The organism is Pseudomonas defluvii (genome assembly GCF_001695625.1).
GTDB classification, from domain to species: domain Bacteria; phylum Pseudomonadota; class Gammaproteobacteria; order Pseudomonadales; family Pseudomonadaceae; genus Aquipseudomonas; species Aquipseudomonas defluvii.
The window spans coordinates 25,057-39,462 of sequence record NZ_MBPN01000044.1; the positions used below are offsets into that span (position 1 = coordinate 25,057).

Consider the following 14,406-nt stretch of genomic DNA (forward strand, 5'->3'; position numbering starts at 1 on the left):
GCCTTCGTGGCGTCAAAAGTTTGCTTGAGAGGAATACCGGTGGATCGCACTCAGTTAATCAACAGCGCCCGTAGCAACCTGGTCGGCCTTGGCCGAGGAAACCTGGGTGTGCCGCTGTTGCTGCTGGTGTTGCTGGCAATGATGATGTTGCCGATCCCGCCGTTCCTGCTCGACGTGTTCTTCACGTTCAACATTGCCCTGTCGATTGTGGTCCTGCTGGTGTGTGTCTACGCACTGCGCCCACTGGATTTTGCTGTTTTTCCGACCATTCTGCTGGTGGCGACGCTGCTACGGCTGGCGTTGAACGTAGCGTCGACGCGGGTGGTCATGCTCCATGGTCATGATGGTCACGCTGCGGCCGGTAAGGTGATTCAGGCCTTTGGTGAGGTGGTGATCGGCGGTAACTACGTGGTCGGTATCGTGGTCTTCGCCATCCTGATGATCATCAACTTCGTCGTGGTTACCAAGGGTGCAGGGCGTATCTCCGAAGTGAGTGCGCGGTTTACCCTCGACGCGATGCCGGGCAAGCAAATGGCAATCGACGCCGACCTCAACGCCGGCCTGATCGATCAGGCCCAGGCCAAGGCGCGCCGCTCCGAGGTGGCTCAGGAGGCCGAGTTCTATGGTTCCATGGACGGTGCCAGCAAGTTTGTGCGCGGTGACGCCATCGCCGGCCTGCTGATTCTGTTCATCAACCTGATCGGCGGTATGGCCGTCGGTATGTTCCAGCACAACATGACCTTCGCCGATGCGGGCAAGGTGTACGCCTTGTTGACCATTGGTGACGGTTTGGTGGCGCAGTTGCCATCGCTGCTGTTGTCCACCGCCGCGGCGATCATGGTGACGCGTGCCTCGGGTTCCGAGGACATGGGCAAGCAGATCAACCGGCAGATGTTCGAGTCGCCGAAGGCCTTGGCGGTTTCGGCCGGGATCATGCTGGTCATGGGCCTGGTACCGGGCATGCCGCACGTTGCCTTTATTGGCCTGGCGGCGCTGGCCGGTGGTGCCGCCTACATGGTGTGGCGCAAGCAGAATCTGGCCAAGCTCAAGGCGCAGGAAATGGCCCAGATGCAGCAAGACCTGCTGCCGTCTCCGCAGCGAGCGATGGAAACCAAAGAGCTGGGTTGGGACGACGTCACGCCGATTGACATGATCGGCCTGGAAGTGGGTTATCGCCTGATTCCGTTGGTCGACCGCAATCAGGGTGGGCAACTGTTGGCGCGGATCAAGGGCGTGCGCAAAAAGCTCTCCCAGGACCTCGGTTTCCTGATGCCGACGGTGCACATCCGCGACAACCTGGATCTTGCGCCAAGTGTTTACCGCCTGACGCTCATGGGGGTCATCCTGGCTGAGGCGGAAATTTATCCTGACCGGGAACTGGCGATTAACCCGGGGCAGGTCTTTGGTACGCTCAATGGCATTGCCGCCAAGGACCCGGCCTTCGGCCTGGAGGCTGTGTGGATCGACGTGGGGCAGCGCAGCCAGGCCCAGTCGCTGGGTTACACCGTGGTCGATGCCAGCACCGTGGTTGCTACGCACTTGAACCAGATCCTGCACAAGCATTGTCATGAGCTGATTGGTCACGAAGAGGTTCAGCAGTTGCTGCAGGTGTTGGCCAAGGGCTCGCCGAAACTGGCCGAGGAGCTGGTACCGGGCATTATGTCGCTGTCTGGGTTGCTCAAGGTGTTGCAGGCGCTGTTGTCCGAGCAGGTACCCGTGCGCGATATCCGCAGCATTGCCGAAGCCATCGCGAACAACGCCGGGAAGAGTCAAGATACCGCCGCTTTGGTGGCTGCGGTGCGCGTCGGATTGTGTCGCGCCATCGTGCAAAGCATTGTCGGCACTGAGTCTGAGCTGCCAGTCATCACGCTTGAGCCAAGGTTGGAACAGATTTTGCTCAATAGTTTACAAAGGGCCGGGCAAGGTCAAGAAGAGGGCGTTCTTCTTGAGCCAAGCATGGCTGAAAAGCTTCAGCGTTCGTTAATCGAGGCTGCCCAGCGTCAAGAAATGCAAGGGCAACCAGCGATCTTGTTGGTCGCAGGGCCGATACGGGCAATGTTGTCGCGTTTTGGTCGCCTGGCAGTACCGAATTTGCATGTTTTGGCGTATCAGGAAATACCTGACAACAAGCAAGTCACCATCGTTGCCACAGTAGGCCCCAACGGCTGAGGTAGTGGGTTATGCAAGTTAAGCGTTTTTTCGCAGCCGATATGCGTCAGGCCATGAAGTTGGTTCGTGATGAGCTGGGGGCTGAGGCCGCCATCATCGGCAACCGACGGATTGCTGGCGGTGTCGAGCTGACGGCTGCGCTGGACTACAAGTTGTCTGCCTTGTCGCCACGTGTTCCCAATGTCGAGCTTGAGGACGAGCTGCGCAAGACTCAGTCGCGCATCGTCACTGCCCAAGCCGAATTGAGCAGTCGCGTCGAGGGTGACGAGACGGCGAATCGTCAGTTGTTCGCCGGCCTGCCACTGACTGCGTCGGAGCCGCTGATCGAGCCGCATGTCGATGAGCCGGAGCGCCCTCGGGTCGCGCCGGCGCCTGCGGTAGATCAGCGCCTGTTTGACTCGATGCGTAACGAGCTGTCCGGTTTGCGTGAATTGCTGGAAGTGCAGCTGGGTTCGCTGGCGTGGACTCAACTGCAGGGCAGCAAGCCGCAGCAAGCGAGCCTCTGGCGCCGCCTGCAGCGTATTGGCTTGTCGGGACCGCTGTCGCGCGAGCTGCTTGACCTGACCGCCGAAATTGAAGAACCACGCCATGCCTGGCGGATGTTGCTGGCCCACCTGGCGCGGATGATCAGCGTGCCGGAAGTCGATCCGATCGAAGAGGGTGGCGTGATCGCCATGGTCGGTCCGGCGGGTATGGGCAAGACCACTACGCTGGCGAAGTTGGCAGCCCGCTACGTGCTCAAGTACGGCGCGCAGAACCTGGCCCTGGTGAGCATGGACAGTTTCCGCATCGGCGCCCAGGAACAACTGAAGACGTTAGGGCGTATCCTTAATGTTTCGGTCACCCATGTCGATCCGGGGCAGTCCTTGGGGCAGGCGTTGGAGCCCTTGCTGCGCAAGCGCGTGGTACTGATCGATACCGCAGGTTTGCAGGCCAGTGATCCGGCCCTGCGCATGCAGTTGGAGACGCTGGCCGGTCGTGGTATCCAGGCGAAGAACTACCTGGTGTTGGCGACGACCAGCCAGAAACAGGTGCTGACGGCGGCCTACCACAGCTACAAACGCTGCGGGCTGGCCGGTTGCATCCTGACTAAACTTGATGAAACCGCCAGCCTTGGTGAAGTGTTGAGCCTGGCGATCAGTCATGAATTGCCGGTGGCCTATCTGACCGATGGGCCGCGCATTCCGGATGACTTGCACTTGCCGCGCCGCCACCAGTTGGTCAGCCGCGCGGTCAGTGTGCAAATGCAGGACGAGCCCAGCGAGGAGGCCATGGCCGATATGTTCGCTGATCTCTATCACGGCCCCAAGCGTGTTGGCTGAGGTGTCGGTGAAGACGTTGCAAAGTATCTACATCAATGGTCTGCCAGGCATTTTTCAGGTGTTTGAAAGTGCAGCCAGTCATGTGGCCTCGGTCTAAGCAAGACAAGGTAAAGAACAAACATGGGTAGCATGCATCCCGTACAGGTGATCGCCGTGACCGGCGGCAAAGGTGGCGTTGGCAAGACTAACGTGTCAGTGAACTTGTCACTGGCGTTGGCCGAGCTCGGCCGTCGCGTCATGCTGTTGGACGCCGACCTGGGCCTGGCTAACGTCGACGTGTTGCTGGGCCTCACGCCCAAGCGAACCCTGGCCGACGTTATCGAAGGGCACTGCGAGCTGCGCGACGTGCTGCTGCAGGGGCCGGGCGGTGTGCGCATCGTGCCTGCCGCTTCGGGTACGCAAAGCATGGTTCACCTGGCGCCCGCTCAGCATGCCGGCCTGATTCAGGCGTTCAGCGATATAGGCGACAACCTCGATGTGCTGGTGATCGACACCGCTGCGGGTATTGGTGACTCGGTGGTCAGCTTCGTTCGAGCAGCCCAGGAAGTGTTGCTGGTGGTCTGTGACGAGCCGACCTCGATTACCGACGCCTATGCGTTGATCAAGCTGCTTAACCGTGATTACGGCATGAACCGCTTCCGCGTGCTGGCGAACATGGCGCAAAGCCCTCAGGAAGGGCGCAATCTGTTCGCTAAGTTGACCAAGGTCACGGATCGCTTCCTCGATGTCGCCCTACAATACGTCGGTGCAGTGCCGTATGACGAGTGCGTGCGTAAAGCCGTGCAGAAGCAGCGAGCGGTCTATGAAGCCTTTCCGCGTTCCAAGTGCGCGTTGGCGTTCAAGGCCATCGCCCAGAAGGTCGATAGCTGGCCGCTGCCAGCCAACCCACGCGGCCATCTGGAGTTCTTCGTCGAGCGTCTGGTGCAGCCGACCAGTGTGGGGCCTGCTCTATGAGTGCCAGCGGTTTCCGGATGTACAGCAAGGCTTCGCGCGACGCGCAGTATGAGTTGGTCGAACGCTACGCGCCGCTGGTCAAGCGCATCGCTTACCACCTGTTGGCGCGTTTGCCCGCCAGTGTTCAGGTTGAAGACCTGATTCAGGCCGGCATGATCGGTTTGCTTGAGGTGGCGAACAAGTATGACTCAAGCAAAGGTGCCAGTTTTGAGACCTATGCCGGTATTCGCATCCGCGGTGCGATGCTGGATGAGGTGCGCAAGGGGGATTGGGCGCCGCGTTCGGTTCATCGCAATACCCGCATGGTCAGTGATGCAATTCGCGCTGTTGAAGCAAAAACAGGTCGTGACGCTAAAGATCATGAGGTTGCTGCCGAACTTCAATTGAGTCTCGATGATTATTACGGGATTTTGAATGACACCTTGGGCAGTCGCCTGTTCAGCTTCGACGACCTGTTGCAGGACGGCGAGCATGAAGGGCTGCACGAGGACGGCGCCAGCGCCCAGGTCGAGCCTTCGCGCGATCTGGAAGACGAGCGCTTTCAGGCAGCGTTGGCAGATGCGATTGCCAACTTGCCTGAGCGTGAGCGGCTGGTGCTGGCGCTGTATTACGACGAAGAGCTGAACCTCAAGGAAATCGGCGAGGTGCTTGGGGTCAGTGAGTCGCGGGTCAGCCAGTTGCACAGCCAGTGTGCTGCACGCTTGCGTGGGCGGCTGGGAGAATGGCGCGCGCGTTGATTGCTGGGTTTCATGCAGTCGTGAAAATGTTGTGCCGGATTTGATTGAGTGCGCGTTCAGCGCTGAGCGCGTTAAAGACTGCTTGGAGGTCTAATTGGACAAGAACATGAAAATCCTCATCGTTGACGATTTTTCGACGATGCGGCGGATCATCAAGAACCTGTTGCGTGACCTGGGCTTCACCAATACCCAGGAAGCGGACGACGGCGTCACTGCACTGCCAATGCTGCACAGCGGTAACTTCGATTTTCTGGTAACGGACTGGAACATGCCTGGCATGTCCGGCATCGACCTGCTGCGTACGGTGCGCGCTGACGAACGCCTGAAACACCTGCCGGTGCTGATGGTAACGGCAGAGGCCAAGCGTGATCAGATCATTGAGGCGGCTCAGGCTGGCGTTAATGGTTACGTGGTAAAACCATTCACGGCTCAGGTGTTGAAAGAAAAGATCGAGAAGATCTTCGAGCGCGTCAATAGCTGAGGTACGCCACGGGGGCGCTTATGGAGCATAAACAATCGTCGTTGGGCGACTTCGAGTCGACACTGAAGAAACATGCCAACGAGCTTGTCGATAGCCTTGAACGAGGTAAATTCGGCGACGCGGTACAACTGATCCATCAGCTGAACCAGACCCGTGATCGCGGCCTGTATCAGGAAGTCGGCAAGCTCACCCGCGAGTTGCATAGTGCGATCGTCAGTTTTCATATTGACCCGCAGATGCCGCAGGCTGAGGAAGTGTCGCAGATCACCGATGCCACCGAGCGCTTGTCCTATGTGGTCAAGCTCACCGAGGGCGCGGCTAACCGGACCATGGACCTGGTCGAGCAAAGTACGCCGGTGCTTCAAGAATTGAGTGCCGAGGCAAGTACCTTGAGTGCCGACTGGCAGCGTTTCATGCGTCGAGAAGTGGCTGCGCCGGAGTTTCGCGAGCTGGCGCGTCGCGTTGACAGTTTTCTGACGCGCAGCGAGGCCGGCACCCGTGAAGTGGCAGGCCACCTCAATGACATTCTGTTGGCTCAGGACTACCAAGACCTGACCGGCCAGGTGATCAAGCGCGTCACGCAACTGGTTACCGAAGTAGAAAGCAATCTGCTCAAGCTCGTATTGATGGCCAGTCAGGTCGACCGCTTTGCCGGTATTGAACATGACCACCAGCAGCTACGTGCTGAAAAAGATCAAGAAAAACATCCGACTCGAGGTGAAGGTCCGCAGATTCATGCCGATAAGCGTGAAGACGTCGTGTCCGGTCAGGACGATGTCGACGATCTGTTGTCCAGCCTGGGTTTTTAGGGAGCACGTTTAATGAGCTTCGGCGCCGATGAAGAAATCCTCCAGGATTTCCTGGTAGAAGCCGGCGAAATTCTTGAGCAACTGTCCGAGCAATTGGTCGAGCTGGAAAGCCGGCCTGATGATGCGGATCTGCTCAATGCAATCTTTCGCGGCTTTCACACTGTAAAAGGGGGCGCCGGCTTCCTCCAGCTCAATGAGCTGGTGGAGTGCTGCCATATTGCCGAGAACGTGTTCGACATTCTGCGCAAGGGTGAGCGTCGCGTTGACTCCGAGCTGATGGACGTGGTCCTGGAAGCCCTGGACACGGTCAACAGCATGTTCGGCCAGGTCCGCGAGCGCAGCGATGTGACGCCGGCCACGCCAGAGCTTCTGGCTGCGCTGGCACGCTTGGCTGAGCCGGCTTCGGCCCAGCAGGCCGCTGCACCCGAGCCAGAGCCAGAGCCGGTTGCCGAGGTGCCCGCTGAGCAAGCCTCTGGCGACATTACCGATACGGAGTTCGAGCAACTGCTCGACTCGCTCAACGCCGTCAAGGCCGAGGCCGAGGCGCCTGCTGCTCCGGCAGCAGCGGCGGGTGATGAAATCACCGATGCCGAATTTGAGTCATTGCTCGACCAACTGCACGGCAAAGGCCAGTTTGCTGCCGACAGCCTTCCCACACCTGCTGCGCCTGCGTCGGCAGCGGTTGTCGAGGCAGGCACTGAAGCCAGCAACGAAATTACCGACGACGAATTTGAAGCGCTGCTGGATCAGCTTCATGGCAAGGGTACCTTTGCTGTGGATGCACTGCCGGCCGCGGCTGTCGAGCCCGCTGCTACCGAAGCGTCTGGCGACCATATTTCCGAGCACGAGTTCGAAGCGTTGCTCGATCAGATCCACGGCAAAGGTAAATTTGCCGAGGGCGCAGCAGCAACGGCCTCGGTCGCAGATGCGGCAGTAGCCAAGCCTGAGGCCAAACCTGCGGCCAAGCCCGTGCCCGCTGCAGCACCTGCACCTGCTCCCGTCGCCAAGCCTGCTGCCGCTGCAGCGGCAGCACCTGCGCGTCAGGCCGCTCCGGCGTCAGCCGACAAGCATGCCGCCAGCGAAGCCGAAACCACGGTGCGCGTCGATACTGCCCGCCTCGATGAGATCATGAACATGGTCGGCGAGCTGGTACTGGTGCGTAACCGCCTGGTTCGCCTGGGCTTGAACAGCGGCGATGAGGCCATGTCCAAGGCAGTGTCGAACCTTGACGTGGTCACCGCTGACCTGCAGACCGCGGTCATGAAGACCCGCATGCAGCCGATCAAGAAGGTCTTCGGGCGCTTCCCGCGCCTGGTTCGTGACCTGGCGCGCCAGTTGAAGAAAGAGATCAACCTGGAGCTGGTGGGCGAAGAGACCGACCTGGACAAAAACCTGGTCGAGGCCTTGGCCGACCCGCTGGTTCACTTGGTGCGCAACGCTGTCGACCACGGTGTCGAAACACCGGAAGAGCGTGAAGCCGCAGGCAAATCGCGTGGTGGCAAGGTCGTACTGTCGGCTGAGCAGGAAGGCGATCACATCCTCTTGTCGATCTCTGACGACGGCAAGGGCATGGACCCCAACGTGCTGCGCGCCAAGGCGGTGGAAAAGGGCCTGATGGACAAGGATGCAGCCGATCGCCTGAGCGAGTCGGACTGCTACAACCTGATCTTCGCCCCGGGCTTTTCCACCAAGACCGAGATCTCCGATGTGTCTGGCCGTGGTGTCGGCATGGATGTGGTGAAAACCAAGATCTCCCAGCTCAACGGCTCGATCAACATCTACTCGGCCAAGGGCCAGGGTTCGAAGATCGTGATCAAGGTGCCGTTGACCTTGGCGATCATGCCGACGCTGATGGTCATGCTGGGCAATCAGGCGTTCGCGTTCCCGCTGGTCAACGTCAACGAAATTTTCCACCTCGACCTGTCGCGTACCAACGTGGTTGACGGCCAGGAAGTGGTGATCGTACGCGACAAGGCGTTGCCACTGTTTTACCTCAAGCGCTGGTTGGTCAGCTCTGCCGCTCATGAAGAGCAGCACGAAGGCCATGTGGTGATCCTCTCGGTGGGCACTCAGCGGATCGGCTTCGTCGTCGATCAACTGGTCGGCCAGGAAGAGGTGGTCATCAAGCCGCTGGGCAAGATGCTGCAAGGCACCCCTGGGATGTCGGGCGCCACCATTACCGGTGACGGGCGCATTGCGCTGATCCTCGACGTTCCGAGCATGCTCAAGCGTTACGCTGCCCGGCGTATTTGATCCCGGTGGCGCGGTCTTTCGACCGCGCCCCGTAATGGAGTGTTTATGGCAGTCAAGGTCCTGGTGGTGGATGATTCCGGTTTCTTCCGCCGCCGTGTCTCGGAAATTCTTTCAGCGGACCCGACTATCCAGGTCGTGGGCACCGCGACCAACGGCAAGGAAGCGATCGACCAAGCACTGTCGCTCAAGCCTGATGTCATCACCATGGACTATGAAATGCCCATGATGGATGGCATCACTGCCGTTCGGCACATCATGCAGCGTTGCCCGACGCCGGTGTTGATGTTCTCCTCGCTGACCCATGAAGGTGCTCGCGTTACCCTTGATGCACTGGATGCCGGTGCGGTGGATTACCTGCCGAAGAACTTCGAGGACATCTCGCGCAACCCGGAAAAGGTCAAGCAACTGCTGTGCGAAAAGGTTCATACCATTTCCCGCAGTAACCGCCGCTTCAGCAGTTTCGCCACGCCAGCACCGGCTCCAGCGCCCAGCGCCCAGCACAGTGTCAGCAGCATGGCGTCGCCAGGCCTCTCGCGCCCAGCGCCTGCTAGCGCGCCAGCACGTGCGGCCGCACCCAGCTCGCCTGCACCCAAACGCAAGTCCTACAAGCTGTTGGCCATCGGCACGTCGACAGGCGGCCCGGTTGCCCTGCAGCGCGTACTGACCCAGCTGCCGGCAAACTTCCCGGCGCCGATCGTATTGATCCAGCACATGCCGGCGGCGTTCACCAAGGCGTTTGCCGAACGCCTGGACAAGCTCTGCAAGATCAGTGTCAAGGAAGCCGAGGACGGTGACGTGTTGCGTCCAGGCCTGGCGCTGCTGGCCCCTGGTGGCAAGCAGATGATGGTTGATGCGCGGGGTACGGTGAAAATCCTCCCGGGCGACGAGCGTCTGAACTACAAACCGTGCGTGGACATCACCTTTGGTTCTGCCGCGAAGTCCTACGGCGACAAGGTATTGGCCGTGGTGTTGACCGGCATGGGCGCTGATGGCCGCGAAGGTGCTCGCCTGCTCAAGCAGGGCGGCAGCCAGGTCTGGGCTCAGGATGAAGCCAGCTGCGTGATCTATGGCATGCCCATGGCGATCGTCAAGGCCAATCTGGCGGACGCGGTGTACGGCCTGGATGACATCGGTCGGCATCTGGTCGAGGCGTGCGTCTAATGGATGTCTTGAGCCTCATCGGGATCATCCTGGCCTTTGTTGCCATCATTGGTGGCAACTACCTGGAAGGCGGCCACCTGTCTGCCTTGATCAACGGCCCTGCGGCGCTGATCGTGCTCGGCGGCACGTTGGCGGCTTCGTTGCTGCAGTCGCCGATGAGCGCTTTCAAGCGCGCGATGCAGATTGTCATCTGGATCCTGTTCCCGCCACGGGTTGACCTGGCCGGTGGTATTGATCGGGTAGTCAACTGGAGCCTGACGGCGCGCAAAGAGGGCCTGCTGGGCCTGGAAGGGGTGGCGGACGCCGAGCCCGATCCCTATGCGCGCAAGGGCTTGCAACTGCTGGTCGATGGTGCGGAGCCGGAAGCGATTCGCAGCATTCTCGAGGTGGATTTCTACACCCAGGAAAGCCGCGATATCCAGGCTGCAAAAGTGTTCGAGAGCATGGGCGGCTATGCGCCAACCATCGGCATCATCGGTGCGGTAATGGGTTTGATCCATGTGATGGGCAATCTGGCCGACCCGTCCCAGCTGGGCAATGGCATTGCCGTTGCGTTCGTGGCGACGATCTATGGTGTTGCCAGTGCCAACCTGATCCTGCTGCCGGTCGCCAACAAGCTCAAGGCGCTGGCCCTGCGTCAGTCGCGTTACCGGGAAATGCTCCTGGAAGGCCTGTTGTCGATTGCAGAAGGTGAAAACCCGCGTTCGATCGAGTTGAAGCTTCAGGGCTTCATGGAGTAATACATGGCTCGTCGTCGCGCCCCCGAGGAACATGAGAACCACGAACGCTGGCTGGTGTCGTACGCCGACTTCATTACCTTGTTGTTCGCCTTCTTCGTGGTCATGTACTCGATCTCCTCGATCAACGAGGGCAAGTACAAAATAATTTCCCAGGCCCTGCTCGGGGTTTTCAATGACCCCGAACGGAGCATGCGGCCGATTCCGATTGGCGATGAGCAGCCGCTCAGCGTCAAACCAGCCGAACCGCTGATCCGCGATAGCGAACAGGTCGATGCCGGGCTTGCTCAAACCAACAGCGATCCACTCAAGACCATCACCAACGATGTTCGGGACGCCTTCGGTGATTTGATCAAATCCGATCAGATGACGGTGCGCGGCAACGAGTTGTGGGTGGAGATCGAGTTGAACTCTTCGCTGCTGTTTGGCAGTGGCGACGCCATGCCCAGCGACGCGGCCTTCAATATCATCGAAAAAGTGGCGCGGATCCTGAAGCCTTTCGCCAACCCGGTGCATGTCGAAGGGTTCACCGACGATTTGCCGATTCGCACGGCGCAGTACCCGACCAACTGGGAGCTGTCGTCGGCGCGTGCGGCCAGCATTGTGCGCCTGTTGGCGATGGAAGGCGTTAACCCCGCACGCATGGCGTCGGTGGGCTATGGCGAGTTCCAGCCGATTGCCAGCAATACCACGGCAGAAGGGCGTGCGCGCAATCGTCGGGTGGTGCTGGTGATCTCGCGTAACCTGGAGGTGCGCCGCAGCCTGACCGGTACGGGCAGTGCCAATGCCACGCCAGATGCAGCAATGAAGCGAGCTGGCACACAAACTGCACCGCGAGTGGTATCACCGACGGTCGGGGCCAGCCCCGTCAATTCCCCGTCACCGACCTTATAACCGATCCCGGTAGGGCAGGTTGCCGTAGCGGGAGGAAGCAGCGCAATGAGAGTCTGGGCAGTAGCCAATCAAAAAGGTGGCGTCGGCAAGACCACCACGTCCATCGCCTTGGCCGGTTTGCTGGCTGATGCGGGCAAGCGCGTGGTCGTGGTTGACCTCGACCCTCATGGGTCCATGACCAGCTACTTCGGGCACAATCCCGATACCCTGGAGCACAGCAGCTTCGACTTGTTCCTGCACAAGGGCACTGTCCCCGAAGGCTTGCCGGGGCAGCTGCTGCTGCCGACCAGTCACGACAATATCTCGTTGTTGCCATCGAGTACCGCCCTCGCCACCCTGGAGCGTCAGTCTCCCGGGCAAAGCGGCCTGGGCCTGGTGATCGCCAAGAGTCTGGCGCAGCTGTGGCAGGATTTCGACTACGCCATCATCGACAGCCCACCGTTACTCGGCGTGTTGATGGTCAACGCCCTGGCTGCCAGCCAGCAACTGGTGATTCCAGTGCAAACCGAATACCTGGCGGTCAAAGGCCTGGAGCGCATGGTCAGCACGCTTGCGATGGTGAACCGCTCACGCAAGCAGGCGTTGCCGTTCCATATCGTGCCGACGTTGTTCGATCGGCGTACCCAGGCTTCCATGGGCACGCTGCGGGTGCTGCGTGACAGTTACCCGGAACATATCTGGCAGGGCTACATCCCGGTTGATACGCGCCTGCGTGATGCCAGCCGGGCCGGTTTGACGCCTTCGCAATTCGATGGCAAAAGCCGTGGCGTAACCGCTTACAGGGCGCTGCTCAAGCAGTTGCTTACCCACAACGCCGCAGCGCAGGTGGCTTGATGACTCGCCCCGCGCTGATCGCCACCCGGCCACAAATGGCCCTGCAATCCTACCTGGATGGCTTGTTGCAGGAAGCGACCGAAGAGTTGGAGCCGCCGCGTGTTGAAACGCTTCGCCCGCCTGTCGAAGTGCCAGCGGAACTGGACGAATTTCAGGCTGCCGTGCTTGAAGAGCAGGTGCGTGATGCCAAGCGCCAGCCGTCTGTATCGGTAGAAGTCACCACAACGGTCTTTGCCGAGCCGAGCCGGCTGGCAATGCCTGTTATCGCGCCACCGCTGGAGGTCGCAGTAGCCCCAGCGGCTCCGGTGGTTGAGGCGCCAGTGCCGGTTGAACCCTTGGTTGAGGTTCATCTGCCGCCTGCGCTCAATCCGCCAGTGCCTCCGGCTAGCACAGACGGTCGCCCAGCCTGGGCTGCCGAACCGTTTGAGTGCCTGTTGTTCGATGTCGCCGGGCTGACGCTGGCCGTTCCGCTGGTCTGCCTGGGCTCGATCTACTCGCTGGCGGGTCAGGAACTGACACCGTTGTTCGGCCAACCTGACTGGTTTCTTGGCATTCTGCCGAGCCAGGCCGGCAACCTGAAAGTGCTGGACACTGCCCGTTGGGTCATGCCGGACCGCTACCGCGATGATTTCCGTCAGGGGCTGCAGTATGTGATTTCGGTGCAAGGCTACGAGTGGGGGCTGGCGGTGCATCAGGTCAGCCGCTCGCTGCGCCTGGACCCCGGCGAAATCAAATGGCGTAGCCAACGTGGCCAGCGGCCATGGCTGGCCGGTACCGTGATTGAGCATATGTGCGCGTTGCTGGATGTCGCCGAACTGGCTGAGCTGATTGCCAGCGGCGCGGTCAAGCAGATGCACAAACAACCATAAATGATGGCCGCACCGCGTGCGGTCACACTGAGCACACCGCCAACGGCGGATTTTGAGGGTTAGGGGAATGAAAAAGACATCTGCACAAGGTTCCGAAGATCCGATTCTGCAGTGGGTGACCTTCCGCCTGGACAACGAGTCCTACGGCATCAATGTGATGCAAGTGCAGGAAGTGCTTCGCTACACCGAGATTGCGCCTGTGCCGGGTGCGCCGAGCTACGTGCTGGGCATCATCAACCTGCGCGGTAACGTCGTCACCGTGATCGATACGCGTCAGCGCTTTGGCCTGGCACCGACCGATGTCAGCGACAACACCCGTATCGTCATCATCGAAGCGGACAAGCAAGTCGTTGGTATTCTGGTCGACAGCGTTGCCGAAGTGGTTTACCTGCGCCAATCGGAAGTTGAAACCGCGCCGAATGTGGGCAACGAGGAATCGGCCAAGTTCATTCAAGGCGTATGCAACAAGAACGGCGAGCTGCTGATTCTGGTTGAGTTGGACAAGATGATGACCGAGGAAGAGTGGTCAGAGCTGGAGAACATCTGATTTGATTTTCGAGGTTGCAGTCATTTTTCTGGCGCTGCTCTGGGCGGTGAGCCTGTGGCTGTTTCTGGGGTATAGCAAGCGCCAGCGTGAGCTGGCCTCGCAACAGGCCCAGGGTGATGCGCTGCGCGATCAGCGCATCAAGGACCTGGCCAAGCGCCTGGACGATTACCAGAATGGCACCGTGCGAATGGGCGAAGCCCTGCATGAGTTGCGTGCGGTCGTGGCACCGTTGCCTGACAAGCTGATGCAGTTGGAGCAGCGTGACCCCAACAGCCTGTCGTTTGCCCAGGCCGAGCGCTTGGTCGGCATGGGTGCCAGCGTCGACGAACTGACCCAGTCCTGCGGCCTGACCCAGGCCGAGGCAGAGCTGATGAGTAAGCTGCACCGCGGCTAAGCACCCAATCAGCTGCATCAAGGCCAAGATAAACCGCCGTTTACCTTCACGGATAAGCGGCGAGTTCCTCCCTTATCCCGACAACCGGCCCTGCGCTACGTGAAGCCTTCGCGGACAAGCGAAGCAGCGAGCATCTGCGAGTGCTTTGCTGGTTAGTGCGCGGAATGTCAGGCGCTGCAAGGCGTCCCTTCAGGAGGCTGAGTGGAGCCATCGCGTAGTGGGGTGCGAGGCATGGATGCCTCGCA

General features: G+C 60.1%; 14 protein-coding genes. All 14 read left to right on the forward strand.

Annotated features, from left to right (window positions below; translation table 11 throughout):
* The first annotated feature begins 39 nt into the window (after positions 1-39).
* The 14 genes from flhA (at position 40) to EKA13_RS14075 (ending at position 14,161) form a co-directional block, all read left to right on the forward strand.
* Positions 40-2,169 (forward strand): flagellar biosynthesis protein FlhA, encoded by a 2,130-nt coding sequence (gene flhA / locus EKA13_RS14010; protein WP_065760003.1) that lies wholly within the window; start codon positions 40-42, stop codon positions 2,167-2,169.
* 11 nt (positions 2,170-2,180) lie between these two features.
* The gene (gene flhF / locus EKA13_RS14015; RefSeq protein ID WP_065760004.1) at positions 2,181-3,491 is read left to right on the forward strand and encodes a flagellar biosynthesis GTPase FlhF; all 1,311 of its coding nucleotides are present in this window, start codon (positions 2,181-2,183) and stop codon (positions 3,489-3,491) included.
* 120 nt (positions 3,492-3,611) lie between these two features.
* Positions 3,612-4,445 (forward strand): flagellar synthesis regulator FleN, encoded by an 834-nt coding sequence (gene fleN / locus EKA13_RS14020; RefSeq protein ID WP_065760005.1) that lies wholly within the window; start codon positions 3,612-3,614, stop codon positions 4,443-4,445.
* Complete coding sequence (gene fliA, locus EKA13_RS14025) at positions 4,442-5,182, forward strand: RNA polymerase sigma factor FliA (protein WP_065760006.1); 741 nt, start codon at positions 4,442-4,444, stop codon at positions 5,180-5,182. Before fleN ends, fliA begins: the two co-directional genes overlap by 4 nt.
* Before the next feature lie 106 nt (positions 5,183-5,288).
* On the forward strand, positions 5,289-5,663 hold the full coding sequence (locus EKA13_RS14030) for a chemotaxis response regulator CheY (protein ID WP_176717425.1): 375 nt from the start codon (positions 5,289-5,291) through the stop codon (positions 5,661-5,663).
* Positions 5,664-5,683: 20 nt separating this feature from the next.
* A complete protein-coding gene (locus tag EKA13_RS14035) occupies positions 5,684-6,472 on the forward strand; it encodes a protein phosphatase CheZ (RefSeq protein ID WP_065760008.1) in 789 nt (262 codons plus the stop codon).
* Between the two features lie 12 nt (positions 6,473-6,484).
* Positions 6,485-8,725, forward strand: coding sequence for a chemotaxis protein CheA (locus EKA13_RS14040; protein WP_065760009.1), 2,241 nt, complete (start codon positions 6,485-6,487; stop codon positions 8,723-8,725).
* A 45-nt stretch (positions 8,726-8,770) separates the two neighbouring features.
* Positions 8,771-9,886 (forward strand): protein-glutamate methylesterase/protein-glutamine glutaminase, encoded by a 1,116-nt coding sequence (locus EKA13_RS14045; RefSeq protein WP_065760010.1) that lies wholly within the window; start codon positions 8,771-8,773, stop codon positions 9,884-9,886.
* The gene (locus tag EKA13_RS14050; RefSeq protein ID WP_065760011.1) at positions 9,886-10,626 is read left to right on the forward strand and encodes a flagellar motor protein; all 741 of its coding nucleotides are present in this window, start codon (positions 9,886-9,888) and stop codon (positions 10,624-10,626) included. The genes EKA13_RS14045 and EKA13_RS14050 overlap by 1 nt, the downstream gene beginning before the upstream one ends.
* Positions 10,627-10,629: 3 nt before the next feature.
* Complete coding sequence (gene motD, locus EKA13_RS14055) at positions 10,630-11,517, forward strand: flagellar motor protein MotD (RefSeq protein ID WP_065760012.1); 888 nt, start codon at positions 10,630-10,632, stop codon at positions 11,515-11,517.
* 45 nt (positions 11,518-11,562) lie between these two features.
* Positions 11,563-12,351, forward strand: coding sequence for a ParA family protein (locus EKA13_RS14060; protein ID WP_065760013.1), 789 nt, complete (start codon positions 11,563-11,565; stop codon positions 12,349-12,351).
* Positions 12,351-13,220, forward strand: coding sequence for a CheW domain-containing protein (locus tag EKA13_RS14065; RefSeq protein ID WP_065760014.1), 870 nt, complete (start codon positions 12,351-12,353; stop codon positions 13,218-13,220). Before EKA13_RS14060 ends, EKA13_RS14065 begins: the two co-directional genes overlap by 1 nt.
* Before the next feature lie 67 nt (positions 13,221-13,287).
* Positions 13,288-13,767 (forward strand): chemotaxis protein CheW, encoded by a 480-nt coding sequence (locus EKA13_RS14070; protein WP_065760015.1) that lies wholly within the window; start codon positions 13,288-13,290, stop codon positions 13,765-13,767.
* 1 nt (position 13,768) lies between these two features.
* On the forward strand, positions 13,769-14,161 hold the full coding sequence (locus tag EKA13_RS14075) for a DUF2802 domain-containing protein (protein ID WP_065760016.1): 393 nt from the start codon (positions 13,769-13,771) through the stop codon (positions 14,159-14,161).
* Positions 14,162-14,406: the final 245 nt, after the last annotated feature.

Coding starts and splice junctions, on each gene's coding strand:
- flhF (WP_065760004.1), top strand. CDS start 2,181: ATGCAAGTTAAGCGTTTTTTCGCAGCCGATATGCGTCAGGCCATGAAG.
- fleN (WP_065760005.1), top strand. CDS start 3,612: ATGGGTAGCATGCATCCCGTACAGGTGATCGCCGTGACCGGCGGCAAA.
- fliA (WP_065760006.1), top strand. CDS start 4,442: ATGAGTGCCAGCGGTTTCCGGATGTACAGCAAGGCTTCGCGCGACGCG.
- EKA13_RS14030 (WP_176717425.1), top strand. CDS start 5,289: ATGAAAATCCTCATCGTTGACGATTTTTCGACGATGCGGCGGATCATC.
- EKA13_RS14035 (WP_065760008.1), top strand. CDS start 5,684: ATGGAGCATAAACAATCGTCGTTGGGCGACTTCGAGTCGACACTGAAG.
- EKA13_RS14040 (WP_065760009.1), top strand. CDS start 6,485: ATGAGCTTCGGCGCCGATGAAGAAATCCTCCAGGATTTCCTGGTAGAA.
- EKA13_RS14045 (WP_065760010.1), top strand. CDS start 8,771: ATGGCAGTCAAGGTCCTGGTGGTGGATGATTCCGGTTTCTTCCGCCGC.
- EKA13_RS14050 (WP_065760011.1), top strand. CDS start 9,886: ATGGATGTCTTGAGCCTCATCGGGATCATCCTGGCCTTTGTTGCCATC.
- motD (WP_065760012.1), top strand. CDS start 10,630: ATGGCTCGTCGTCGCGCCCCCGAGGAACATGAGAACCACGAACGCTGG.
- EKA13_RS14060 (WP_065760013.1), top strand. CDS start 11,563: ATGAGAGTCTGGGCAGTAGCCAATCAAAAAGGTGGCGTCGGCAAGACC.
- EKA13_RS14065 (WP_065760014.1), top strand. CDS start 12,351: ATGACTCGCCCCGCGCTGATCGCCACCCGGCCACAAATGGCCCTGCAA.
- EKA13_RS14070 (WP_065760015.1), top strand. CDS start 13,288: ATGAAAAAGACATCTGCACAAGGTTCCGAAGATCCGATTCTGCAGTGG.